The sequence below is a fragment of the Cellulomonas sp. S1-8 genome (assembly GCF_026184235.1).
Lineage (GTDB): Bacteria > Actinomycetota > Actinomycetes > Actinomycetales > Cellulomonadaceae > Cellulomonas.
The window spans coordinates 4367286-4389532 of record NZ_CP110806.1 but is presented as its reverse complement, the minus strand read 5'-3'; the positions used below and the strand labels follow the sequence as shown (position 1 = coordinate 4389532).

Here is a 22247-nt window from a genome sequence, read left to right as displayed (position 1 = left end):
TCCTCAGGCGTCGATGAAGGCGAGCAGGTCCGTGTGCAGACGCTGCCGGTCGGTGTCGGGCAGGGCGTGGCCGCAGCCCGGGTAGACGATCGACGTGGCCCCGGCGACGAGCTCCGCCGAGCGCTTCCCGCCGACCGCGAACGGCACGATCTGGTCGTCGTCGCCGTGGATGACGAGGGTGGGGACGTCGATCGCGGCCAGGTCGGCGCGGGAGTTTTGTGGCCGCCATCACCACTGTTCGGCCGTGCGGCATGCCTCGGTCGGCACCGGTCGTCGAGCGCTCGCCTGCCCATGCTCCCGTCTCACGACCCCGCCACGCCAGCACGAGATGACCGGTGTTCCGCTCGGCGCACGGACCCGTCCGCCAGCGGAACACCGGTCACCGTCCGAGCGAGCAGAACGGGAGCGGGGTTCCGGTCGGCGGGGTGGGGGACGGGGGATGGGGGGCGCGGGCGGGGGACCGTGAGTGGGGTGGCGGGCTTCGGGGTAGGTTGCCCCGCGGTCGCCGCGGTGTGCGGCGGGGGGCGGACGCGCCTACGGTCGGGCAGGCGGCACGGAACGGAGCAGCAGATGACGCTCGTGGACAACGGCATCTACGTCGGCGGTCGCCGGACGGAGTCCCCCCGCACCCTCGAGGAGACCTACGAGCTGCTCCGCGAGTGCGGCGGGATGGCGTGGATCGGGCTGTTCCGGCCCGACGCGGCCGAGGTCCACTCGGTCGCCGCGGAGTTCGACCTGCACCCGCTGGCGGTCGAGGACGCGCTCAAGGGCCACCAGCGCGCGAAGCTCGAACGCTTCGGCGACACCCTGTTCGTCGTCCTGCGTCCCGCCTGGTACCTCGACGAGGAGGAGCGCGTCGAGTTCGGCGAGGTCCACCTGTTCATCGGGCCGGAGTTCGTCGTGACGGTCCGGCACGCCGCGAACCCCGACCTCGGTGCGGTCCGCCGCCGTCTCGAGGCCAGCCCCGAGCTGCTGGCCATGGGCCCGGAGGCGATCCTCTACGCGGTCTTCGACGAGGTCGTCGACGGCTACGCCCCGGTCGTCGCCGGGCTCGAGAACGACATCGACGAGATCCAGGACCAGCTGTTCGAGGGCGACCCCGCGGTGTCCCGGCGCATCTACGAGCTCCTGCGCGAGGTCATCGCCTTCCAGCGGGCCACCGGACCGCTGCGCGACATGCTGGACGCCCTGCAGCGCGGTGCCGACAAGTACCACGTCGACGTCGAGCTGCAGCGCGCGCTGCGGGACGTCCTCGACCACGCGCTGCGCATCAGCGACCGCGCGGACTCGTTCCAGGTGCTGCTCGAGAACGCCCTCACCGTGCACTCGACCCTGGTGACCCAGGCGCAGAACGAGGAGATGCGGCGGCTGTCCGAGGCCAGCCTGGTCCAGAACGAGGAGACCCGGCGGCTGTCCGAGACCGGCCTGGCGCAGAACGAGGAGGTCAAGAAGATCTCGTCCTGGGCGGCGATCCTGTTCGCCCCGACGCTGATCGGCACGATCTACGGGATGAACTTCGTCCACATGCCCGAGCTCGGGTGGCGTCTGGGCTACCCGATGGCCATCGGCGCCATGGTCGCCATGGGGGTCGGGCTCTACCTCGTCTTCAAGCACCGACGCTGGCTCTGACCCCGGCGGTCTAACCGCCGATCTCGGCCCAGATCACCTTCACCGTGTCGGTGCGGTACCACCCGACGTCGCGGGACAGCCGCCGGGCGATCTGGAGCCCGAAGCCGCCCTCGCCCGGGGGACGGTCGCCGACGATGCGGGGCTCGCTGCCCAGGTCGTGGTCGGCGACCGTCAGCAGGAAGCGGTCGTCGTCCTGGAGCAGCTCGACGATGGTGGGCGGCCGGCCGTGGCGGATGGCGTTCGTCGCGATCTCGGAGGCCACGAGCACCAGGTCGTGCGCGACGCCGTCCAGGAGCCGGTCGGAGCGTGCCGAGTCGCGGGTGTTGATCTCCTCCCGCAGCTCCTGCCGCAGGCCGCTGAGCTCGCCGCCGGTGTCCAGCACCCAGCGGCGGACGAGGACGAAGCGCTCGGGCGGGTGCGCGGACCGCAGCCCGGCGTCGGGGGTGGCGTTCTCGTCCGAGTGGGGGTCAGACGATGTGGTCACGGCTCGACGGTAGGTGAGCGAGGGCGGGTGCGCCTGCGGGCGGTCCGGGTCAGGGCCGAACGGCGTGGCCGAGGACGTGCGGCGCGGCCGGTGAGGCGTACCTGGAGGGGAGGTCGAACCGGTCCGTCGCCCCGACGACGAACCCCGCCGCCCGGATCGCCGCGAGGGTGTCGCGTCCGGTGTGGCAGCCACCGGCGACGAGGGGCCAGACCGTGGCGTCGACGATGCGTTGCACCGTCCGCAGCGGGCCGCCGGTGGCCGCGACGTGCTCGTAGAACCGCAGCTGCCCGCCCGGCCGCAGCACCCGGAACATCTCGCGCAGGGCGGTGGCCTGGTCGGCGACCGAGCACAGCACGAGGCACGCGACCACGCAGTCGGCCGACCCGTCGGCGACCGGGATCTGCTCGGCGGTCGCGTCGACGACCCGGACCCTCGTCCGCGCGCCGTCGGCTCGCTGCGCTGCGCGGTCACGCAGGTACGGCTCGGGCTCCAGGGCGAGGACGCTGACCACCCCGTCCGGGTAGTGGGCGAAGTTCGCGCCCCCGCCCGCGCCGACCTCCACGACCTCACCGACGAGGCCGGCGAGCAGCCGGTGGCGGTGAGCGGCGGCGCCCTGCCGGTCCATCGAGGGCGCCATGCGGTCGTAGACCCGGGCGAACACGGGTCGTCGTGGGGACGGCACGTGCACCAACGTCGGGGCACGACGCCCGCGCGTCAAGCCCGACGACGATCGCACGAGCACCGGACACGCCCGCACGGGCACCGAAGGGATTCACCGCCTGGCCCGCTCGACGGCGGCGCGATGTCCTGGCATCGGCAGACGTCCTGCCGCCCTCGACGTCGGGAGAGCCTCGTGCGCCAGCCCACCCGCTCCCTGCTCCTGGCCGCCGTGCTCGCGGCGGGCGCGGTCGCCGGGGCGCCGCTCGTCGCCGCGGCGGCCCCCGCAGCGCCGACCCTGCTGTGCGGCAAGTACGAGTACACGATGGTCTCGGACGACCGGTTCCTCGTCTCCAACCAGGTGTGGGGTGCCGACACCCCGCAGTGCGTGACGGCCCGCGACGGCGGCTTCACGATCGAGTCGGAGGCGCACGACAAGCCGCCCACGGGCGCGCCGGCCGCCTACCCCGACATCTTCGCCGGCTGCCACTGGGCGCGGTGCACGCGCGACAGCGGCCTGCCGATGGCGATGACCGACCCCCGCTACCCGAGCATCACCACCGGCCTCGACGTGTCCGTCCCCGAGGACCTCGGCATCTACAACGTCGCCTACGACGCCTGGTTCGACCCCACGCCGCGCACCGACGGCCAGCAGACCGGTGCCGAGCTGATGATCTGGCTGGAGCACGTCGGCGGGGTGCAGCCCGTCGGCGTGCGCGTCGACACCGTGGCGCTCGCGGGCGCGACGTGGGACGTCTGGTTCGGCACCTCCGGCTGGAACGTCATCTCCTACGTGCGGACGACGCCGACGCGGTCGGTCGACCTCGTCTTCTCCGACTTCACGTCCGACGCGATCACCCGCGGCTACATGGAGGAGGAGTGGTACCTCACCAACGTCCAGGCCGGCTTCGAGGTGTGGAGCGACGTGGTCGGGCTGTCGGTCGACGACTTCCGGTACGCCGTCGCCCCGGAGGTGACGCCCACACCGACACCCACACCGACACCCACACCGACACCCACACCGACGCCCACCCCCGGGTGCGTCGTCGAGTCGACCGTCGTCAACCGGTGGCCCGACGGGTTCCAGGGCAGCATCACGCTGCGCAACACCGGGCCCGACGCCTGGGACGGCTGGACGCTCGTGCTCCCGGAACGTCCCGGGCAGAGCGTGAGCCAGGCGTGGAACGCGACGGTGCTCGCCGGCGACGGTGGGCTGACGTTCCGCAGCACCGCGTGGAACGCGCACGTCGCCCCGGGCGGCACGGTGCAGATCGGGTTCCTCGGCCGGCTGGCAGCCGGGCAGCCGTTCGACGTCACCGGCGCGACGGTCGCGGGACGGCCCTGCGGCGGCTGACCCGGACCGGGTGCGCCGCTGGACGTGCTGTACCGGGGCGCGCCCGCCATGCTGAAGACGTGAAGCACCGACACGGGACGGACCTGGGGGCCCTGCTGACCGCCGCGGAGGACGCGGCGCCCGCGCACGCCGTCGAGGCCGTCGGTGACGAGCTCGTCCGCATGCTCGACGCCGGCGGGGTGCGGTTCTTCATCTCCGACGCGGCGGGCAACCGGCTGATCGACATCGAGGACGACGACAGCGGCGTCGCGCTGCAGGGCACCGGACCGGGCCAGGCGTGGCGCGAGCAGCAGATGGTCACGGACGACCCCCACGTGTACGTGCCGGTGACGGTGCGTGGGGACGCGCTCGGCGTGCTGGCCGTGGACCTGCCGTCGGACACGCACTGGCAGCCCGCCGACGCGGACGACGCCGGCGCCCGGCGCCTCGACGACGAGGTCGGCGCCCTGCTCGGTTCCGTCGCGCACCTGCTGGGGTACGTGCTGATCGCGAGCCAGCGTCACACCGACGTGTACGAGACGGCCATGCGGTCCACCGACTTCACGTTGACGCGGGAGGTGCAGCGCCGGCTGCTGCCCCCGGGGTTCGTCTGCGAGGGCGGGTCGTTCACGTTGTCCGGGTGGATCGAGCCGTCCGCCAGCGCCGGCGGGGACACGTTCGACTACGTGGCCTCGACCGACCGGCTGACCGCGTCGCTGACGGACGCGGTCGGGCACGACCTGACCGCGGCGATGCTCGCGACGCTCACGGTGAACGCGCTGCGCAACGCGCGTCGAGGGGGTGCGAGCCTGGCCGAGCAGGCGCAGCACGCGCACGACGCGCTCACCGGCTACGCCGACCCGGGCCAGTTCGTGACGGGCATCCTGCTCGAGATCGACCTGGCCGCCGCACGGGCCGACGAGCCGTCGGCGGGCCCGGAGGGCAGCGTCCGGATGCGCGTGATCAACGCCGGTCACCCGGGCGGTCTGCTGCTGCGCGGCCGTGACGTCACGGCGGTCGCGCCGGCGGACGGGCCGCCCCTCGGCGTCGGCTCGGGCACCTACGGGGGCCAGGACCTCGAGCTGCGACCCGGGGACCGGCTGCTGCTCATGACCGACGGCATGTTCGAGCGCAGCGCCGCGAGCCTCGACCTCTCGGCGTTCCTGCGCACCACCGCCGACGACCACCCGCGGAACGTCTCCCAGGAGCTCTCGCGGGAGTTCCTCGACATCGTCGGGGACGCCATCAAGGACGACGCGGCGCTGCTGATCCTCGACTGGCACGGCGGTTCGACGCGCCGGCAGACCCGCGCGGGCGCGGACACCCGGGGGTAGCGCGAGCGCGTCCGCGCGCTCCTCAGCGTCCGCGGCTCCGGGCGTAGTAGCGGGCCATCAGCTCCCAGTAGGCCATCAGCAGCCCCATCGCCACCACCGTGGCTGTCGCGGTCGGCACCGCGCGGTGGCGGTGGGCGGAGAGCAGCGCGACGAGCCCCGCGGCTGTCGCGGCGACGTCGACGGCCATCGCGGTGTCCATGGGTCGCTCGGCGATCCACAGCTCCTCACCGAGCACGGCCCGGGTCGCCCACGCCCGGTCGTGCGCGGGTGGGCCGAACACCACCGGGTTGACCGCCATCCAGGCGCCGACCAGCACGGCGTCGCGCCCGCTGCGGCGCCACACGGGGACGAGGAGCAGCGGTGCGGTCGCCCACCTCGTCCAGGCGCTCCACGGGTTGCTGTGCCGTGCGAACACCGCGCGCTCGACCTTCCGCCAGTCCGCCATCGTCTGCCTCCTGCCGGCCCCGGCTGCCCCCGACGGCCCCGGTCCGACCGCGCCGGGCGCTCCTCGGCAGCATGCCCCCATGACGCGTCCGCCCACCACCTCGGGGCGCGCGGCAGACGCCCCCGGGCGGCCGCGGGTGGGAACCTGCGCGTCCAGGACAGCGACCACGACCACCGGCTCGTGCTCCTCGTCGACCCGGCCGTCCAGGACGCGTGCCTGCGCGTCGCGGCAGCGTGGGCGTAGCCCGCCGCTCCTCGTGTCGGACGGGTGCGACAGGATTCCCCCATGACGACGAGCAGCGGGGCCGACGTGCGACGCGCGATCCTCTTCCACGGCACGGGCGGGACCCCGGACGTCGCGTGGCTGCCGTGGCTCGACGGACGGCTGACGGCCCGCGGCTACGCGGTCGAGCGGCCCGCGTACCCGACGATCAACGACGAGCCCGTCGCCGCGATGCTGCCGCGCGTGCTCGCCGCGCACACGTTCGACGCCCGCACGGTGCTGGTCGGCCACTCGGCAGGCGCGGCGCTGCTGCTGGCGCTGCTCGAGCACCTCGACGGGCCCGTCGCCCGGTCCGTGCTCGTCGCCGGCTACTGCACACCGCCCAACGACTCCGCCGAGCCCGTCCTGCAGGACACGTACGACTGGGACCGGATCCGTGCGCACGCGGGCGACCTCGTCCTCGTCAACTCCGTGACGGACCCGTACGGGTGCGACGCCGCGCAGGGACGGGCGATGTTCGACCGCCTCGGCGGCACCCTCGTCGTGCGGGACGAGGGGCACTTCGGGGACTGGGACCAGCCGTTCGAGACGTTCGAGCTGCTCGACCGGCTCGTCGGCTGAGCGTTGCTGGGGTCTGTGCCCGGTGGCACGGTGGTCGTCATGGACACGGACGCGAAGGCCACGCTGCACCGGTACCTGCGGCGCCAGCGGGAGGGCCTCCTCGACAAGCTCGAGGGGCTCGACGAGTACGACGCGCGCCGTCCGCTCACCGGGACGGGCACCAACCTGCTGGGCCTCGTCAAGCACGTCGGATCCGTCCAGGTCGGCTACCTCGGCGAGGTCTTCGGACGTCCGAGCCCGCGCGACCTGCCCTGGTACGCCGACGACGCGGAGCCGGACGCCGACCTGTGGGTCCCGGCGGACGAGAGCCGCGCGTCGGTCCTCGACCTGTGGCAGCACTCGGCCGAGCACGCCGACGCGACGGTCGACGCGTTGCCCCTGGACGCCGTCGGCGACGTCCCGTGGTGGGGTGAGCGCCGGCGCGTGACGCTGCACCAGGTGCTCGTCCACCTGCTGGCGGAGGTCGCTCGCCACGCCGGGCACGCCGACGTCCTGCGCGAGCAGCTCGACGGGCGGGCCGGGATGGTCGCCGGTGACCCGAACGTGCCGAGCCGCAGCCCGCAGGAGTGGGCGGCGTACCGGGAGCGCATCGAGCAGGCCGCGCGGGAGGTGGCCCGGCGCTGACGGCGTCCGCCGGGCGGTCATGGGCTGCGGACCCGCCTGTCGGTCGAGCCGCAGCCGGTCCACCGTCAGGTCGGCCTCGTCCAGGTGGCGTCGTGCTCGGGCACAGGCTCCGTCACCGTCCCGGCCCGAGGAGGTCGCGCAGGGCGTCGTCCACCTCGGCGAGGTAGAGGGCGCGGACCTGCTCGGGCGACCGGACGGCGGGGAAGAAGTGGCCGTGCAGCCCAAGGGCGAGGACGCCGTGCAGGCGGGCCCACAGCCGGGCGGCCTGCCGGTACAGGTCGTCCGGGAAGTCGGGCGGGTCGGGCGTCGTGCCGGGCGCGGGGACGTCCCCGGCCGGTGACGTGGCCTCGTGCAGCAGGGTCAGCAGGACCGCTCCGAACCGGCGGGCGGCGGCCGTGGTGCGTCCCTCGACGGGTGCCGTGTACGCGGGGACGGGGGTGCCGAAGATGAGCGACCACTCGGCGGGGTGGTCGACCGCCCAGTCGCGGTAGGCGACCATCGCGGCGCGCAGGCGGTCACGCAGGGCGGCCCCGGCCTGGTCGCGAGCCTGTTCGAGTGCACGCGCGAGGTCGTCGTAGGCGTCGGCGACCAGGTCGGTGAGCAGGTCGTCCCGGCTCGCGTAGTAGCGGTAGAGGCCGGGCGAGCTCAGGCCGACCGACCGGGCGACGGCACGCAGCGAGAGGGCAGCCGCCCCGAGCTCGCGCACCTGCGTCCACGCGGCGGCCTTGATGCTCGTGACCGTCTCGCGCCGCAGGCGGGCGCGTCGGCCCTCGTCGTCGGCCACCCGTGTCCCCTTCCGCGTCCGGAGCCGAGGCTAGTGCACCGCTGGGAGTCGCCCTGGGAGGAAAGAGCGTCTTGTGCTCGCAGTGCGAGCGGTGCTAACAATACGGTGCACCCGTCGCCTCAGGAGGTTCCCCATGACGACCGCCCTCGACCCGCGCCACGACCCCACGGCCGCTGCTCACCGCCCCGGTCCCGCCCACGAGCTCCTCACCTCGCCCTGGACGCTCGGCTTCGCCGTCGTCTGGCTCGCCGCCACCGCCTGGATCCTGCAGACCGACCGCTCCGTGCTGCCACTGAGCGAGCAGGAGCCGCTGTGGTACTTCAGCGGCGCGCTCTGGGCGGTGGTCGCCCTCGCGATCCTCTTCCACCTCGCCCGCGACCGGCCGGTCGTCGACCACCGCCACGGCCCGACGTTCCGGCGGCCCGGCCTCGAGCTCGGCGGCATGCTGGTGTGGTGCGGCCTGGTCCTGGTCGTCGGGGCGCGGATCGGCATCAGCACGCACCTCGCGTTCGTCGGCCTGAGCCCCGGCGCGCAGGCGATCTGGGACGAGCAGACCGCGATGTCGACGCTCGCCTGGTGCGCCTACAACGCCGTGCTGCTCGGCGCCGTCCCGTACCTCGTGTTCCGGTACGTCCTGCGTTACGACGCCGACAGCCTGCTGCTGCGCTTCGGACGCCCGCGGGTGTGGGTGCCGTACTTCGTGGTCGTCGGTCTGCTGAGCTATCTGCCCGTCGTCACGCCCGCGTACTGGACGACGTCGGCCGTGGCGCACCTCGCGACGCTCGTCCTGTTCACGCTCGGGTCGTTCCTGCCCATCATGGTGACGACGCAGTCGATCGTCGCGCCGCGGATCGCCGTCCTGACGCGGAGCTGGCCGGCCGCTGCCGTCCTGACAGGTCTGGTCTACGCGCTGCTCAACGTCACGGAGGCGTTCCTCGCGTGGGACACGCCCGCGCAGGTCGCGCTCTCGCTCGCCTGGTTCGTGCAGCTGACCTTCTGGGGCGTCGTCAAAGCCGTCACGACGCTGCGCACCGGCAACGCCTGGATGCACATCGCGACGACGCACACGATCCACCTGGCGGAGGCGCCCGCCGTCGCTCAGGTGCTGCGGCTGTGACGCCCCCGGCGCGGCTGCTCACGGCGGCGTCCGACGTCGTCCTCGCGCACGGTGCGGCGCACACCGACCCGGACGGTGCGAGCGGGCTGCCGGGGGGCGTGGTCCTGGTCGTCGTGGGGGCCGTGACGCTGCTCGTCACGGCCCGGGCCGACCGTCGTGGCACGCGCGCGCCCATGTCCGGAGGACCGAGGCTGCTGGCCGTCGCCTGGCAGCGGTGGCGCGGCGAGCGGACGACGAGCTCGGGGCGTCGCAGGCCTGACTCACCCCGTCACGGGCCTCGCAGCGCGTCGGCGACGGCGGTGAATGCGGGCTTGACGGCCAGGTCCTCGTCCAGGACGGTGGCCGCACCCTCGCCGGGGGACCAGGCCGGGACCCACGAGTAGCGGTCCGTCACGCCCCACAGCGTGAGGGACGTGCAGCGCTCGACGGCGACGCACGCGTCGACGGCGCGACCGTAGTAGTCGACCTGCTTCTCGACGTCGTCGGGCTCGGCGCGGCCCGCGGCGTCGACGGGGACCCGGACGTCGAGCTCGGTGATCGCGACCTCCAGGCCCAGGTCGGTGAAGCGCCGCAGGTTGGTCTCGAGGTCGTCGGGGAACGGGTACTGCGTCGACAGGTGGCCCTGCACGCCGAACCCGTGGAGGGGCGCCCCGGCCGCGAGCAGCTCGGTCGCGAGCGCGAGGTACGCGTCGGACTTGGGGCCGACGGACTCGACGTTGAAGTCGTTGAGGTACAGGACGGCGTCGGGGTCGGCCTCGTGCGCCCAGCGCAGCGCGTCGGCGACGATCGCGGTGCCGAACCGCGCGAGGAACGGGTTCTCCTCGGTGCGCAGCACGCCCTTGTCGTCGAAGATCTCGTTGGCGACGTCCCAGTGCACGATCCGGCCCTCGTACCGCCCGACGACCGTCGTGATGTGCTCCTGCAGGAGCCCCCGCAGCTCGTCGTCCGTGAACGTGCCGGTCGTGAGCCAGCGCGGGTTCTGCGAGTGCCACAGCAGCGTGTGGCCGCGCACCTGCTGACCGTTCGCCTCCGCGAAGTCGATCACCGCGTCCGCGCCCTCGAACCGGAACTCCTCACGCGTGGGCCGCAGGAACTCCCACTTGAGCTGGTTCTCGTGGGTCACGGAGGAGAACTGCTCGGCGATGACGTCGCGGTAGGCCTCGTCCTCGCCGAACGGGTCCGGGTAGCCGCTCGCGGCGTGGTGCCCGCCGCCGGCGACCGCGACGCCGACGGCCAGGCCCTCGCGGGGCAGGTCGCGCAGCGCGACGTCGGGCGTGGCGGCGGGGGTGGGCGTCGGCGTGGGGGACGGGTCGGCGGCAGCCGTGCAGCCGCCGACGGCGAGCGCGGCGGCGGCGCTCAGCGCGGCCCCGCTGCGGACGAGCCTCGTTGCTCTCATGACGCCGGATCGTACGGCCCGCCGACCGCCGGGCGCGGGTCCGCATCACCGGCGTTCGGGCCCCTCGGGGAGCACCCGTCACCCCGTCCCGCGTCCGCCGCCTGCCGGGCGCCGTAAACTCGTGACTGTGGCCACCTTCTCCTCAGTGACGCGTCAGCATGTCCTCCAGGCGATCGAGGAGTACGACCGCCGAGGCGGGCACGACTTCCTCGCCGTGTACGGGTTCCTCCCGTCGGTGGAGTGGACGCTGCAGCACGAGGGTCGCGAGTACGACCTGCCGGCCGTCGTCGGCGTCGCGCACCGCTACGCGACGGGCCGGCTGGCGACGGCCGACGACCTCGGCGGGAGCCTGCCGGCGGCCGCGTCGATCCTGCGCAAGCGGGGTTTCGAGGTCGGCGCGCCCGTCCCGACGACCCGCACCGCCCCGCGTGCTGCCCGCTCCACGACGCCCCGCGCCCGCCGCACCACCGCCGCCGTCCCGCGCCGTGCAGCAGAGCCGGAGCGCGTCGCCCCGCTCTGCCCGACGTGCTCGATGACCCTGCCCGGCACGGGCCACTGCGACTACTGCTCCTGAGCCTCACGAGTGCGGGGCAACCGTCACGAGTGCGGGGGTCGTTTCCCCCGCACTCGAGCCGTTTCCCCCGCGCTCGCGGTGGGCACCGCGCCTAGAGGGTGGTGCCGCGGACCTTCAGGCGGACCGGCATGACCTGGTGCTCCGCCTCGGCCTCGACGCCGGACATGCGGCGCTCCAGCAGGCGCAGCGCCTCGGTGACGACGAGGTCCTTGCGCGGGTCGACGGTCGTCAGGCCCGGCCACAGGTGTGCGCTGACGGCCAGGTCGTCGAAGCCGACGACCTGCACGTCCTCGGGGATCCGCAGCCCGCAGTCGCGCAGGCCGGCCATGACGCCGATGGCGACCTGGTCGGTGACCGCGAAGACGCCGTCGAGCTGCAGACCGCCGGCGACGGCGGCGCGGACGCGTTCGCGGCTCTCGGCCATCTCGAAGTGGGCGGGCGGCAGGACGAGGCGGTCGTCGACCGCGAGCCCGGCTGCGACGTGCGCGGCCCGCCACCCGGCGGTGCGCATGCCGACCATGCCCTGGTCGGTGGGGTCGACGGTGCCGCCGGCGATCGCGATGCGCCGCGCGCCCCGCTCGATCAGGTACGCGGTGGCGAGCCGGGCGCCCTCGACGTTGCCGAGGATGACGTGGTCGAGGCGCGTGGGCATGGGCTTCTCGCCGAGCAGCACGAGGGGCAGGTCGCTCTGCAGGCGCGCGACCTCGGCGTCCTGCAGGCCGACGACGGACAGCAGGACGCCGTCGTACATCTGCAGGCGCGCCTGCGACAGTGCGCTGAGCTCGCCCTCGCGGCTGGCGCCGGTCTGCTCGACGACGAGGTGGCGGCCGCTGGGGCGCATGGCGTCGGCAGCGGCGGCGGCGAGCTCACCGAAGTACGGGTGGTCGGCGCGGGGGATGGACAGCGCGATCGTGCCGCTGCGGCCGGCCCGCAGGCTGCGTGCGGTGAGGTTGACCTGGTAGCCCAGCTCGTCGACCGCGGCCAGGACGCGGCGACGCGTCGCCTCGCTCACGCGGGGTCGTCCGTTGACGACGTTGGACACGGTCATGACCGAGACGCCCGATGCCCTGGCGACGTCCTTGAGTGTGGGCATGGCCGATACCTTACGGATCTCGGCGTTAAGCAATCGTTGCTTTGGGGGGCTTGACTTCTGCGTATCTGTGGCCAAAGGTCGGGTTGCGCCGCTTGTAACGATAAACACGAGGACTCGATGAAGAGGTTTCGTCCGGTGGATCGGTCTGCCGACCACCGCCCGCCGCCCGCGGCAGCACGGCCGTCGTCGCACGACGGACCACCGCTCACGGCCTGCTCGCCCAGGACGCCGACGCCGACGTCGACGCCCGGGCACCGACCACTGGAGGGACCTGCGTGTCTTCCCTGACCGCCGTCATCGACCTCGACCTGCCCGGACCGACGATCAGCCGCCACGTCTACGGCCACTTCGCCGAGCACCTGGGCCGCTGCATCTACGGCGGCTTCTGGGTGGGCGAGGACTCACCCGTCCCGAACGTGCGGGGCATCCGCACCGACGTCGTCGAGGCGCTGCGGGCGCTGCAGATCCCGAACCTGCGCTGGCCCGGCGGGTGCTTCGCCGACGACTACCACTGGCGCGACGGCATCGGCCCGCGCGACCAGCGCCCCCGCATGGTCAACTCCCACTGGGGCGACGTCGTCGAGGACAACTCCTTCGGCACCCACGAGTTCATGGACCTGTGCGAGATGCTCGGCACCGAGCCGTACATCACCGGCAACGTGGGCTCGGGGACCGTCCGTGAGATGAGCGAGTGGGTCGAGTACGTCACGCGCGGCGACGACTCCCCGATGGCTGCGCTGCGTCGTGCCAACGGGCGCGACGAGCCCTGGAAGCTCCCGTACTTCGGCCTCGGCAACGAGCCGTGGGGCTGCGGCGGCAACATGACCGGCGAGCACTACGCGGACCTGGCCCGCCAGTACGCGACGTACGTGCGCAACCACGGCGGCAACACCCTCTACAAGATCGCCGCGGGCGCCAACTCGGACGACTACGCGTGGACCGAGGCGCTCATGAAGGTGTCGCAGAAGCTGGGCTGCGGGTGCGACCCGCGGGGCTTCTTCCAGGCCATCTCGATGCACTACTACACGATGTCCGGCGACTGGAGCGTCAAGGGCCACGCGACGGACTTCGACGTCGACGACTGGTACGTCACCATGCGACGCGCTCACCGCATGGGCGAGATCCTCCGCGGCCACGCCAACGTCATGGACGCCTACGACCCCGAGCAGCGCATCGGCCTCGTCATCGACGAGTGGGGCACGTGGTGGACCGTCGAGGAGGGCACCAACCCGGGGTTCCTGTACCAGCAGAACACCCTGCGCGACGCGCTCGTCGCGAGCGTGCACTTCGACATCTTCCACCGGTACGCCCAGCGCGTCTCGATGGCGAACATCGCGCAGACCGTCAACGTGCTGCAGGCGATGATCCTCACGGACCCCGAGTCCGGTGCGCTCGTCCTGACGCCGACCTACCACGTGTTCGAGATGAACACCGGCCACCACGACGCGTCCGCGCTCGCCGTGCACGTCAAGGGCGAGATCCCGACGCGCCAGACGGACGGGACGGCCGTGCCGCTGCTGTCGATGTCGGCCTCGACCAAGGACGGCACCGCGCTGGTGTCCCTGTCGAACCTCGACGCCGACACCCCGACCTCGCTGGTCCTGGACCTGCGGGGACGCGCCGTGTCCGGGTTCGAGGGACGGGTCCTCACCGCCCCGACGATCCAGACGCACAACACCGCCGAGCACCCCGACGCGGTCGCGCCCGTCCCGCACGACGGGATCCGCCCGCACCCCCTCGGCCTCGAGGTCGACCTGCCCGCGCGGTCGTACACGACGATCAGCCTGGTGCTCGTCTGATGGCCGGGACCGCGGCCGTCGAGCCGCTGACCGTCCACCGCTCCGGCAACCCCGCGTCCCCGACGGTCGTGCTGCTGCACGGCGTCACGGACTCGGGCACCACGTGGCCCGACCTCCTCGCGCACTGGGGCGGCACCTACGACGTCCTCGCGCCCGACCTGCGCGGCCACGGGTCCTCCCCGCGCTTCACCCCCGACCAGCTGCCCGACGCACCGGAGGTCATGCTCGCCGACGTCGTCGCGCTGCTCGACGCCCAGCCGGCGCCGGTCGCGCTGATCGGGCACTCCCTCGGCGGGCTGCTCGCCCTGCGGGCGGCACTCGCGCGGCCGGACCGGGTCCGGGCGCTGGTCGTCGAGGACCCCGCCAGGCCGACGGGCGCGCGCCGACCCGAGCCGGGGTTCTCCGCGATGCTCCTCGGCGGGACGCAGGCCGCGATCACCGACCGTGACGCGGAGGTCGCGCGCATGCGCCGCGAGACCCCGTGGAGCCACACCGAGATCGACGCGTGGGCGGACAGCCGGCCGTTCGTCGACCCCGAGTACCTGCGCGAGGGCCTGTTCCTCGGCGACGCGGCCTGGGAGGAGGCGTTCGACGCGCTCGCGGTCCCGACGCTCCTCGTCGTGCCCCCGGACGCCCCGATGGCACCCCGACCCGACGGGTTCGACAACCCGCTCGTGCGGACGGTCGTCGTGGCCGGCGCGGGGCACTGCGTCCGGCGCGACCGGCCGCTGGAGTACCACGCCGCGGTCGACGCGTTCCTCGCGGAGCACGCCGCGGGCGGCTGAGCGGCGCTCGGCTCAGCGCCCGACGGGGGTCGGGTCGTGCGGGACGTCGTGGCGCGGTCGGTCCTCGCGCGGCACGTCGCGCCGGCCCGACCCCGGCCGCGGTGGGGACACGGCCCGCACGACGAGCCCGGTCGCCGCCCCCAACGCGACGCCGAGCAGGTTGTCCACCAGGTCGTTCGAGTCGCACACGCGCGCCAGCCCGGGCAGGGCGTACTGCACGCCCTCGACGACGAACGGCAGCGCGACCGCGAACCCGAGCGCGGCGCCCAGCAGCCGCCGGTCGCGGGGCAGCGCGCACAGCAGCGCGAGCGGGACGAGCAGCGCGACGTTGGCGGCACGCTGGTCGAGCACCAGGACGCTGTGCAGGTCGAGCGGGGCCCAGGAGTCGAGCGCGCAGACGCGTTCGGTGACCGGGCGCAGCGCCGTCCGCGGCGTCAGCGTGAGGGAGGCGACCACGCCCAGGGCGACGAGCCACACGACGACGCCGGTCACGGGGAGCCGCGTGCGGCGCGCGAGGGGAAGCGCGATCAGGGCCACCACCAGGGAGGTGACGACCATGCCGGCGGGGAGGTACGGGGTCTGCCGCCACAGCGCCTCGAGCCACACCGACATCCGCACCTGCCCCTGGTCGAGCCCCGGTGAGTGCACCGGTGGGCCGACGGTCGCCGGCCCACCGACGGTAGGTCGGGGCGGGCGCCCGGCGGATCCGCCCCCGGGGTCGTCGTGGTGGTCCGTGGGTCCGTCCGCGGGATGACCGGCGGCCGCCGCCGCGACCGCCGGGCTGGTGTCGGCACCGGGTGGCAGCATCCGGCGCGTGAGCATCGACACCCTGCACCTCGGCGTCCGGATCGCGCGTCCCGTCGCGGACGTCTACGCGTTCGCGTCCGACCCGGCGAACCTGCCGCGCTGGGCGCCGGGCCTCGGGACGCAGGTCGAGGAGGTCGACGGGCAGTGGTTCGTCGTGACGGCGGAGGGTCGCGCGCGTGTGACGTTCGCGCCGCGCAACGACTTCGGGGTCCTCGACCACGAGGTCGTGACCCCGACGGGCACGGTCGTGCACGTACCGCTGCGGGCCGTCGCGGACGGGCCCGACGCGTGCGACGTGGTGTTCACGCTGCGCCGCGCGCCGGGCATGTCGGACGCCGAGCTCGCACGCGACGAGGGCCTGGTGCGTGCGGACCTCGCGCGGCTGCGGGACGTGCTGGAGACAAGGACTTCGCGGTGATCGCCAGGGTGACGGGTCAGCCCGTCGAGACCCTCGCCTTCGACTGATCCCCCGCGGGTGACGTCGTCGAGGGCTCCTCGCCCCCGGTCAGCCCGTGAGGGTGCTCGCCGTCGAGTGACGCCCCTCGGGGGACGCGGGCCCGGCGTCCGGCGACGGCTCCGTGACGGCGTCCGCCTGCCACAGGTCCGGCCCGAAGACCTCGTACTGGACGTCGCGGGCGGGGACGCCACGGGCCAGCAGCTGTTCGCGCACCGCACGCAGGAACGGGATCGGGCCGCACAGGTGGTACGCCGCGCCCGGGGTCAGCTCGACGTCGTCGACGTCGAGCCAGCCGGAGAACGTGCCGTCGAGGCCCACTCCGTCGCCCTCGCCGCGCTCGTACCAGGCGTAGGCGCGCCCGCCCGGCAGGGCCCGCACGTCCGCGAGCACCTGGTGCCGCAACGCGAACGACTGCTCGTCGCCGTCCGCGTGCAGCAGCGTGACGGACAGGTCCGACCCGGCCGCGACCAGGTGCGACAGCATCCCGGCCATCGGCGTGATGCCGATGCCGGCGCTGACGAGCACGACGGGCCGGCCGGACTCGTCGAGCACGACGTCACCGAACGGCACCGACAGCGTGAGGTGGTCCCCGACGCGCACGGAGTCGCACAGCAGGTTCGACACCTCGCCGTCGGGCGCGTCACCGCCGCGCACGCGCTTCACGGAGAACTGGCGGTGCTCGCCGTCGTCGGCACGCGTCAGGCTGTACTGCCGCGGCTGGCGCGTCCCGTCCGGCATCGTGACCTGCACGGACACGTACTGCCCGGGTAGCGACGTGCGCACCGAGCGGCGGTCCGCCCGGCGCACGACGAACGTCACGACGTCGCTCGTCTCGTCGCGCCGCTCGACGACCTCCCAGTCCCGCCACACCGTCTCGGGGCTCACGCCGCGGGCGCTGTACAGGCCGCGCTCCTGGTGGATCAGGGCGTACGCCATCAGCCAGTACACCTCGTCCCACGCCTCGGCGACCTCGGGGGTCACCGCGTCGCCGAGCACGTCGACGATCGCCCACATCAGGTGCTCGTGGACGATCCCGTACTGGTCGGCGCGCAGGCCGAGCGACGCGTGCTTGTGCGCGACCCGCGACAGCAGCCGCTCGGGGAGCTGCTCGGGCGTCGCCACGAGCGCCTGAGCGAAGTGCGCGATCGACCCGGCGAGCGCGAGGCGCTGCGTGCCGGACGCCTGGTTGCCACGGTTGAACAGGCCGTCGAGCAGCTCCGGGCGCTCGGTGAACATGTGGTCGTAGAAGCGCGTGGCGATCTCGTCGATGTGCTCGCCGACCACGGGCAACGTGGCCTCGACGACCGGGCGGGAACGGTTCGAGAGCATGGCGGCTCCTTCGTCTGGCGCGTCACCTGCCCCCTGCAGGCCCGCCAAGGCTAGGCAGGGCGAATCCGGCGTCGTAGGACCTTCGGCCCGTGCCGTGGCCGGCACCTGGGGCGGCGGCGCGCCGGACGCCCGGTACCGTCGGGTGCCGTGGACGTCCGACCCGAGCAGGCCACCGCCGCCGACGTGCCCGCCATCCACGCGCTGCGGCGGTCGCTGGAGGACTGGATGGCGGCGCGCGGCATCGACCAGTGGCCCGTCGGCTCGTTGCCCGTCGAGCGCGTCGCCGCGCAGGTCGCCGACGGGCAGTGGTGGGTGGTGCGCGATGCCGACGGCCTGCTCGGCACCGCGCGCGTCGTGGCCACCGACCCCGAGTACTGGGGCGACGACGACCCGCCCGCGCTGTACGTGCACGGGCTGATGGTCGACCGGCGTGCGTCGGGCACGGGCCTGGGGCGTGCGCTGGTCGAGTGGGTCGGCGCGCGTGCGCGCGCAGCCGGGGCGACGTGGCTGCGGCTCGACCACCGCGCGTCGAACCCGCACCTCGACGACGTCTACCGGTCGTGGGGGTTCGAGGCGGTCGACGTCACCGATCGCCCCGGCTTCGCGGTGGTGCTCATGCAGCGCCCCGCGGCAGGTGAGCCCTCAGGCGGGCCCGGTCAGTAGAAGACGTCGAAGTTGCCGACGCCGGGGTACGGCTCCCGCATCTGCGACACCCAGTAGCCCCGGGCCTGCCACCACTGCCGCTTCTCCTTGCAGTAGCTCATGGGCGAGCACTGGATCAGGTGCCACGAGCCGGCGGCCTGGGCGGCGGGTGCGGCGAACAGGCCAGCCCCGGCGACCAGGGCGGCGGCGATCAGGGTGCTCAGGGCACGCTTCTTCACGGGGTTCCTTCCAGAGGGGGAACAGCGACGGGCGCCATGCTAGCCACCCGGTAGGACAAACCGGACGCCGCACGCGTCGTGGCCGCGGACCCCGAGCACGGGGCGACGACGACCCGCCCGCGCCGCACGTCCACGGGCTGGTGGTCGACCACCGCGCGTCGAACCCGCACCTCGACGACGTCTACCGGTCGTGGGGTTCGAGGCGGTCGGGCAGACCGACCGCCCGGGGTTCGAGGTGGTGCTGTGCAGCGGCCGGTGACCTGAGCCAACGAAGTGGGAGCGTTAACCCTTGGTTAAGGCCCCATGCCGCCACGCGACCTGCCGGATCAGGGGCCGAGCAGGGCGAGCGGCACCACCGCGATCCCGTCGGGCCGCCGGTAGGCGTACGGCCCGGTCGTCACGACGACGCGATCGGCCACCCGGTCGCCCAGCTGCTCGCCCAACCAGTGCAGGTGCCGGACGTCGTTGTCGGAGACGGTCGCCGCGAGCTTGACCTCGATCGCCACCACCCGCCGGTCGGCGCCCTCGACGACGAGGTCCACCTCGTGGTCGGTGCCCTTGGTGCGCAGGTGTCCCACGTGTGCGTCGGCGGCGGTCGCGTACACCCGGACGCTCTGGGTCACGAGCGACTCGAAGAGCGCCCCCAGCCATGTTCCGGTCTGCGTCGCGACCCGAGTCCCGTCGCCGCGCAGCAGCCCGTCGGCGCCGACGCCGACGAGGCGGGCGGCGATCGCCGGGTCGACCAGGTGGTGCTTGGGCGTCCGCGTGAGCCGCCGCAGAGGTGCGAAGGTCGGGGTCCACGCCGGCAACGGGTCCAGCACGAAGATGCGCTCGAGGTGCTCGCGGTAGGTGTCGACCGTCTGGCGCGCGGGTTTGTCGTCGTCCCCGGCGGTCGCGGCATCGAGGATCGTCGACCAGGCCGCGTCCGTCGCCGTGGCGGCCCCGTAGGCACTCAGCCAGGCGCGCAGCGCTCGTGGCCGACGTACGGCGACCCCGCTCTCGGGCAGCTCCCGGTCGACGATGCGCGCGACGTAGCTGTCGAGCTGGACCTGTCGAGCTCGCGGTGGCAGGTCACGGATTCCGGGGAAGCCCGATCGGAGGATCTCGTCGGTGTAGGTCGCGAGGTCGACGGGGGAAGGTCCTTCGACGGTGGCGCTGCCACCCGCCAGCAGCACCCGGAGGGACACGGTCGGGTCGGTGATCCCGCGCTCGCTCCACGCGAGTGGGCGCATGGGCAGGCTGACGATCCGGCCGGCTCCCGAGTGGATGCGGATGCCGGGGGCCGGACCTGCTGATCCGGTGAGCAGGTACCGGCTACCGGTGGCGTCGTCGTCGACCGCGTGGCGGATGCGGTCCCACACGGGCGGGACGAGCTGCCACTCGTCCACCAGCACCGGCGGAGGCGCGGTGACGACGAGGTCCGGGTCCGCCTCGACCACCTCTCGTTGACGGGGGTCGGTGAGAGTAAGCACCGTTGCGGCGCGCTGCGTCGCCGTCGCCGTCTTGCCGACGCCCTTCGCACCCTCGAGAGCGATCGCGGCGAGGGCCCCGAAGAGGTCGTCAAGGACGCCGTCGATGACCCGCCGCCGGTACTCCATAGTGTCAAACTAACATCTGGACGGGCTCCTATCTAACAAACGGACGGGTTTCTCTCTCACAAACGGACGGCTTCCTGTCATGCATCTGGACGGCTTCCTGCCCTGCAGAGGGGTCGCCACGCGCGACCCTGCGACCATCGTCTGAACCATCCGCCCCCCTGTCTCGTCTCCACCATGAAGGCCCGATCGGGTCGCCGGGGGCGAGAGAGGCAGGACCATGCAGCAGCGGACGAAGGTGTGGGCAGGGATCGGGGCCGGTGTCGTCGTGCTCGGGGTGGTGGCCGTCGTCGTCGGCCCCGGCCTGTACGCGGACTGGGCCAACAGCAACGCGGAGGCCGCGCCGACGCTCGAGGCGAGCGCGCAGGCCGCACCCGTCGAGGCGACGGACGGCACGTGGACCGTGGGCGCGGGCTCGTTCGCGGGCTACCGGCTGCAGGAGGTGCTGCGTGGCGAGGACGTGACCGTCACCGGCCGCACCGACCAGGTGACCGGCACGGTCACCGTCGAGGACGGCAGCCTGACGGCCGCCGAGATCGAGGTCGACATGGCGAGCATCGCGACCGACGAGCCGCCGCGCGACGGGTACTTCCGGGACCAGGCGATGCAGGTCGGCACGTTCCCCACGGCGACGTTCACGCTGACGGAGCCGGTCGAGCTGGCCGACGACGCGACCTCCGCCCAGCTCACGGGTGACCTGACGATCCGCGACGTCACGCTCGAGGTGACCGTCGACGCGCAGGTCGCCGCCTCGGGTGACACCGTGCAGGTGGTGGGATCGGTGCCGGTGACGTTCGCGGACTACGGCGTCGACGCGCCGGACCTGGGGTTCGTGACGGTCGAGGACACCGGGTCCGTGGAGTTCGACCTGCGCCTCACGGCGTCCTGACCGGCCCGACGACGCGGAGGTGGTGACGTGGCAGCCGACGCCGACGCGCTGCTGCGCGCCACCCACGCGGCGCACGCCGACGCGCTGCACCGGTACGTGACGCGTCTGACCGACCCGGCCCGCGCGCCCGACGTCGTGCAGGAGACGCTGCTGCGCGCGTGGCGGCACCCCGACGTGCTGACACGCCCCGAGGCGTCGGTGCGCGCGTGGCTGTTCACGGTCGCCCGGAACCTCGTCGTCGACGACGCGCGCAGCGCCCACCGCCGCCACGAGCTGCCGTCCGACGCACCGCCGGACGCGGTCACGGGCGACGGGACGCAGGCCGTCCTGGACCGCTGGCTCGTCGCCGACGCGCTCGACGCGCTGTCCGCCGAGCACCGCGCGGTCGTCGTCGGCGCGTACTACGGGGGCCGGTCGGTGGCCGAGCTCGCGGCCGAGCACGGCATCCCGCCGGGCACCGTGAAGTCGCGGCTGCACTACGCGCTGCGTGCCCTGCGCCTCGCGCTGCAGGAGAGGGGAGTGACGTCATGACCGCCGACCCGTACCGCCAGTGGGACGCGGCGTACGTGCTGGGGGCCCTCGCGCCGGGGGAGCGGCGCGAGTACGAGGAGCACCTGGCGGGCTGCGACGCCTGCCGCGCGGCCGTCGGCGAGCTGGCCGGCATGCCCGCGCTGCTGGCGATGGTGCCGGCGGGCGACGCGACCGGCGGCGCGGGTGGGGTGGGCGCCGCGGCCGGGACGGGGGCGGACGGGACGGGCGGGACGGGGGCCGACGTGGTCCCGCTGGCGCGTCTCGCCGACGCGGCCCGTCGCCGCCGCGCGCGTGGCCGGCTCGCGCTCGCGGGCGCCGCGGCCGCGCTCGTCGTGCTGGGCGGGGTGGCCGGGTCCGCGGTGACCGCGGCCACGACCCCGGCCCCCGTGGTCGCGGCCGACGCGCGGGCGGTCGCGCTGACCGCCGTCGGCGGGTCGGGCGTCACGGCCGACGTCACCCTCGCACCCGTCCGGTGGGGCACCCGCCTGGACTGGACGTGCGCGTACGCGGCGGCCGAGCTGCCCGAGGGCGTGTACGAGCTGGTCCTCGTCGACGCCGCGGGGGAGCGGACCGTCGTCGCGACGTGGACGAGCACGGGGGAGCGGACGGCGTCCGGGCTGGGGGCGTCCTCGGCGCTGCGGATGGACGGGATCGAGCGCGTCGAGCTGGGCGTCGTCGGACTGGACCGGCCCCTGGCGGTCGGGGAGGTGTGAGGCGCGCGGCCGCCTGACCAGCGGCCCCGCGCGTGCAAGTGACCTGCGTCACACACGATCCCCGCACGGGCGGGTGGCCGGTCCCGCCATCATGGGCGAGCCTCGACCCGGCGGCACGCGACCCGTCGGCACCCGCTCACGAAGGGCA

General features: G+C 73.9%; 25 protein-coding genes. 14 read left to right on the top strand and 11 right to left on the bottom strand.

All coding sequences use genetic code 11. The features are described 5' to 3' along the window. Positions 1 to 3 precede the first annotated feature (3 nt). Positions 4 to 147 carry a hypothetical protein gene (locus tag OKX07_RS19800; protein ID WP_265629716.1) on the bottom strand — a complete coding sequence of 48 codons (144 nt, stop codon included), beginning with the start codon at positions 145 to 147 and terminating at the stop codon, positions 4 to 6. A gap of 423 nt (positions 148 to 570) precedes the next feature. Between OKX07_RS19800 and OKX07_RS19795 the strand changes: the two genes are divergently transcribed. Continuing rightward, entirely contained in the window at positions 571 to 1629 is a 1059-nt protein-coding gene (locus OKX07_RS19795) for a magnesium and cobalt transport protein CorA (RefSeq protein ID WP_265629715.1), read from the top strand. Between the two features lie 10 nt (positions 1630 to 1639). Here the strand turns inward: OKX07_RS19795 and OKX07_RS19790 are convergent, their stop codons facing one another. Both OKX07_RS19790 and OKX07_RS19785 read right to left on the bottom strand, forming a co-directional pair. After that, positions 1640 to 2113: an ATP-binding protein gene (locus tag OKX07_RS19790; RefSeq protein WP_265629714.1), complete on the bottom strand. Its 474-nt coding sequence runs from the start codon at positions 2111 to 2113 to the stop codon at positions 1640 to 1642. 49 nt (positions 2114 to 2162) lie between these two features. After that, on the bottom strand, positions 2163 to 2774 hold the full coding sequence (locus OKX07_RS19785) for a class I SAM-dependent methyltransferase (protein WP_265629713.1): 612 nt from the start codon (positions 2772 to 2774) through the stop codon (positions 2163 to 2165). A 192-nt stretch (positions 2775 to 2966) separates the two neighbouring features. On the opposite strand from OKX07_RS19785, the gene OKX07_RS19780 reads away from it, so the two are divergent. Together OKX07_RS19780 and OKX07_RS19775 are read left to right on the top strand one after the other, a co-directional pair. Then, positions 2967 to 4124, top strand: coding sequence for a GH12 family glycosyl hydrolase domain-containing protein (locus OKX07_RS19780; RefSeq protein WP_265629712.1), 1158 nt, complete (start codon positions 2967 to 2969; stop codon positions 4122 to 4124). A gap of 59 nt (positions 4125 to 4183) precedes the next feature. Further along, a complete protein-coding gene (locus tag OKX07_RS19775; protein WP_265629711.1) occupies positions 4184 to 5437 on the top strand; it encodes a PP2C family protein-serine/threonine phosphatase in 1254 nt (417 codons plus the stop codon). A 22-nt stretch (positions 5438 to 5459) separates the two neighbouring features. On the opposite strand, the gene OKX07_RS19770 is transcribed toward OKX07_RS19775, so the two are convergent. After that, positions 5460 to 5882 carry a DUF6653 family protein gene (locus OKX07_RS19770; protein WP_265629710.1) on the bottom strand — a complete coding sequence of 141 codons (423 nt, stop codon included), beginning with the start codon at positions 5880 to 5882 and terminating at the stop codon, positions 5460 to 5462. Positions 5883 to 6167: 285 nt separating this feature from the next. Between OKX07_RS19770 and OKX07_RS19765 the strand changes: the two genes are divergently transcribed. Further along, the gene (locus OKX07_RS19765) at positions 6168 to 6725 is read left to right on the top strand and encodes an RBBP9/YdeN family alpha/beta hydrolase (protein WP_265629709.1); all 558 of its coding nucleotides are present in this window, start codon (positions 6168 to 6170) and stop codon (positions 6723 to 6725) included. A gap of 39 nt (positions 6726 to 6764) precedes the next feature. Then, complete coding sequence (locus OKX07_RS19760; protein ID WP_265629708.1) at positions 6765 to 7349, top strand: DinB family protein; 585 nt, start codon at positions 6765 to 6767, stop codon at positions 7347 to 7349. 112 nt (positions 7350 to 7461) lie between these two features. On the opposite strand, the gene OKX07_RS19755 is transcribed toward OKX07_RS19760, so the two are convergent. Further along, the gene (locus OKX07_RS19755) at positions 7462 to 8133 is read right to left on the bottom strand and encodes a TetR/AcrR family transcriptional regulator (protein WP_265629707.1); all 672 of its coding nucleotides are present in this window, start codon (positions 8131 to 8133) and stop codon (positions 7462 to 7464) included. Between the two features lie 133 nt (positions 8134 to 8266). Between OKX07_RS19755 and OKX07_RS19750 the strand changes: the two genes are divergently transcribed. Beyond that, entirely contained in the window at positions 8267 to 9250 is a 984-nt protein-coding gene (locus OKX07_RS19750) for a hypothetical protein (protein WP_265629706.1), read from the top strand. Between the two features lie 268 nt (positions 9251 to 9518). Here the strand turns inward: OKX07_RS19750 and OKX07_RS19745 are convergent, their stop codons facing one another. Then, a complete protein-coding gene (locus tag OKX07_RS19745) occupies positions 9519 to 10646 on the bottom strand; it encodes an endo-1,4-beta-xylanase (protein ID WP_265629705.1) in 1128 nt (375 codons plus the stop codon). Between the two features lie 145 nt (positions 10647 to 10791). Between OKX07_RS19745 and OKX07_RS19740 the strand changes: the two genes are divergently transcribed. After that, complete coding sequence (locus OKX07_RS19740) at positions 10792 to 11220, top strand: hypothetical protein (RefSeq protein WP_265629704.1); 429 nt, start codon at positions 10792 to 10794, stop codon at positions 11218 to 11220. Positions 11221 to 11311: 91 nt separating this feature from the next. On the opposite strand, the gene OKX07_RS19735 is transcribed toward OKX07_RS19740, so the two are convergent. Then, positions 11312 to 12313: a LacI family DNA-binding transcriptional regulator gene (locus OKX07_RS19735; protein ID WP_265629703.1), complete on the bottom strand. Its 1002-nt coding sequence runs from the start codon at positions 12311 to 12313 to the stop codon at positions 11312 to 11314. Between the two features lie 275 nt (positions 12314 to 12588). Between OKX07_RS19735 and OKX07_RS19730 the strand changes: the two genes are divergently transcribed. Together OKX07_RS19730 and OKX07_RS19725 are read left to right on the top strand one after the other, a co-directional pair. Next, entirely contained in the window at positions 12589 to 14112 is a 1524-nt protein-coding gene (locus OKX07_RS19730) for an alpha-N-arabinofuranosidase (protein WP_265629702.1), read from the top strand. Beyond that, complete coding sequence (locus tag OKX07_RS19725) at positions 14112 to 14897, top strand: alpha/beta fold hydrolase (RefSeq protein ID WP_265629701.1); 786 nt, start codon at positions 14112 to 14114, stop codon at positions 14895 to 14897. Before OKX07_RS19730 ends, OKX07_RS19725 begins: the two co-directional genes overlap by 1 nt. Positions 14898 to 14909: 12 nt before the next feature. Here OKX07_RS19725 and OKX07_RS19720 read toward each other — a convergent pair whose 3' ends face one another. Continuing rightward, positions 14910 to 15545 (bottom strand): VanZ family protein, encoded by a 636-nt coding sequence (locus OKX07_RS19720; RefSeq protein ID WP_265629700.1) that lies wholly within the window; start codon positions 15543 to 15545, stop codon positions 14910 to 14912. A 166-nt stretch (positions 15546 to 15711) separates the two neighbouring features. Between OKX07_RS19720 and OKX07_RS19715 the strand changes: the two genes are divergently transcribed. Next, complete coding sequence (locus tag OKX07_RS19715; RefSeq protein WP_265629699.1) at positions 15712 to 16122, top strand: SRPBCC family protein; 411 nt, start codon at positions 15712 to 15714, stop codon at positions 16120 to 16122. Between the two features lie 87 nt (positions 16123 to 16209). On the opposite strand, the gene OKX07_RS19710 is transcribed toward OKX07_RS19715, so the two are convergent. Beyond that, complete coding sequence (locus tag OKX07_RS19710; RefSeq protein WP_265629698.1) at positions 16210 to 17490, bottom strand: FAD-binding oxidoreductase; 1281 nt, start codon at positions 17488 to 17490, stop codon at positions 16210 to 16212. 147 nt (positions 17491 to 17637) lie between these two features. Here OKX07_RS19710 and OKX07_RS19705 point away from each other — a divergent pair, with 147 nt between their 5' ends. Then, positions 17638 to 18153, top strand: a complete 516-nt coding sequence (locus OKX07_RS19705) for a GNAT family N-acetyltransferase (RefSeq protein ID WP_265629697.1) — start codon at positions 17638 to 17640, stop codon at positions 18151 to 18153. Here the strand turns inward: OKX07_RS19705 and OKX07_RS19700 are convergent. Further along, entirely contained in the window at positions 18147 to 18371 is a 225-nt protein-coding gene (locus OKX07_RS19700; RefSeq protein WP_265629696.1) for a hypothetical protein, read from the bottom strand. The genes OKX07_RS19705 and OKX07_RS19700 overlap by 7 nt on opposite strands. Before the next feature lie 326 nt (positions 18372 to 18697). Next, positions 18698 to 19969: an ATP-binding protein gene (locus tag OKX07_RS19695; protein ID WP_265629695.1), complete on the bottom strand. Its 1272-nt coding sequence runs from the start codon at positions 19967 to 19969 to the stop codon at positions 18698 to 18700. 217 nt (positions 19970 to 20186) lie between these two features. Between OKX07_RS19695 and OKX07_RS19690 the strand changes: the two genes are divergently transcribed. The 3 genes from OKX07_RS19690 to OKX07_RS19680 are packed head-to-tail and all read left to right on the top strand — an operon-like array spanning position 20187 to position 22099. Continuing rightward, entirely contained in the window at positions 20187 to 20855 is a 669-nt protein-coding gene (locus OKX07_RS19690; protein WP_265629694.1) for a YceI family protein, read from the top strand. Positions 20856 to 20882: 27 nt separating this feature from the next. Then, entirely contained in the window at positions 20883 to 21386 is a 504-nt protein-coding gene (locus tag OKX07_RS19685) for a sigma-70 family RNA polymerase sigma factor (RefSeq protein WP_265629693.1), read from the top strand. Continuing rightward, positions 21383 to 22099, top strand: a complete 717-nt coding sequence (locus OKX07_RS19680) for an anti-sigma factor family protein (protein WP_265629692.1) — start codon at positions 21383 to 21385, stop codon at positions 22097 to 22099. The genes OKX07_RS19685 and OKX07_RS19680 overlap by 4 nt, the downstream gene beginning before the upstream one ends. Positions 22100 to 22247 lie beyond the last annotated feature (148 nt).

Bases quoted from the DNA above. Each gene is read 5' to 3' on its own strand.
- OKX07_RS19795 (WP_265629715.1), top strand. From the start codon at position 571: ATGACGCTCGTGGACAACGGCATCTACGTCGGCGGTCGCCGGACGGAG.
- OKX07_RS19770 (WP_265629710.1), bottom strand. From the start codon at position 5,882: ATGGCGGACTGGCGGAAGGTCGAGCGCGCGGTGTTCGCACGGCACAGC.
- OKX07_RS19765 (WP_265629709.1), top strand. From the start codon at position 6,168: ATGACGACGAGCAGCGGGGCCGACGTGCGACGCGCGATCCTCTTCCAC.
- OKX07_RS19760 (WP_265629708.1), top strand. From the start codon at position 6,765: ATGGACACGGACGCGAAGGCCACGCTGCACCGGTACCTGCGGCGCCAG.
- OKX07_RS19750 (WP_265629706.1), top strand. From the start codon at position 8,267: ATGACGACCGCCCTCGACCCGCGCCACGACCCCACGGCCGCTGCTCAC.
- OKX07_RS19745 (WP_265629705.1), bottom strand. From the start codon at position 10,646: ATGAGAGCAACGAGGCTCGTCCGCAGCGGGGCCGCGCTGAGCGCCGCC.
- OKX07_RS19735 (WP_265629703.1), bottom strand. From the start codon at position 12,313: ATGCCCACACTCAAGGACGTCGCCAGGGCATCGGGCGTCTCGGTCATG.
- OKX07_RS19725 (WP_265629701.1), top strand. From the start codon at position 14,112: ATGGCCGGGACCGCGGCCGTCGAGCCGCTGACCGTCCACCGCTCCGGC.
- OKX07_RS19710 (WP_265629698.1), bottom strand. From the start codon at position 17,490: ATGCTCTCGAACCGTTCCCGCCCGGTCGTCGAGGCCACGTTGCCCGTG.
- OKX07_RS19695 (WP_265629695.1), bottom strand. From the start codon at position 19,969: ATGGAGTACCGGCGGCGGGTCATCGACGGCGTCCTTGACGACCTCTTC.
- OKX07_RS19690 (WP_265629694.1), top strand. From the start codon at position 20,187: ATGCAGCAGCGGACGAAGGTGTGGGCAGGGATCGGGGCCGGTGTCGTC.
- OKX07_RS19680 (WP_265629692.1), top strand. From the start codon at position 21,383: ATGACCGCCGACCCGTACCGCCAGTGGGACGCGGCGTACGTGCTGGGG.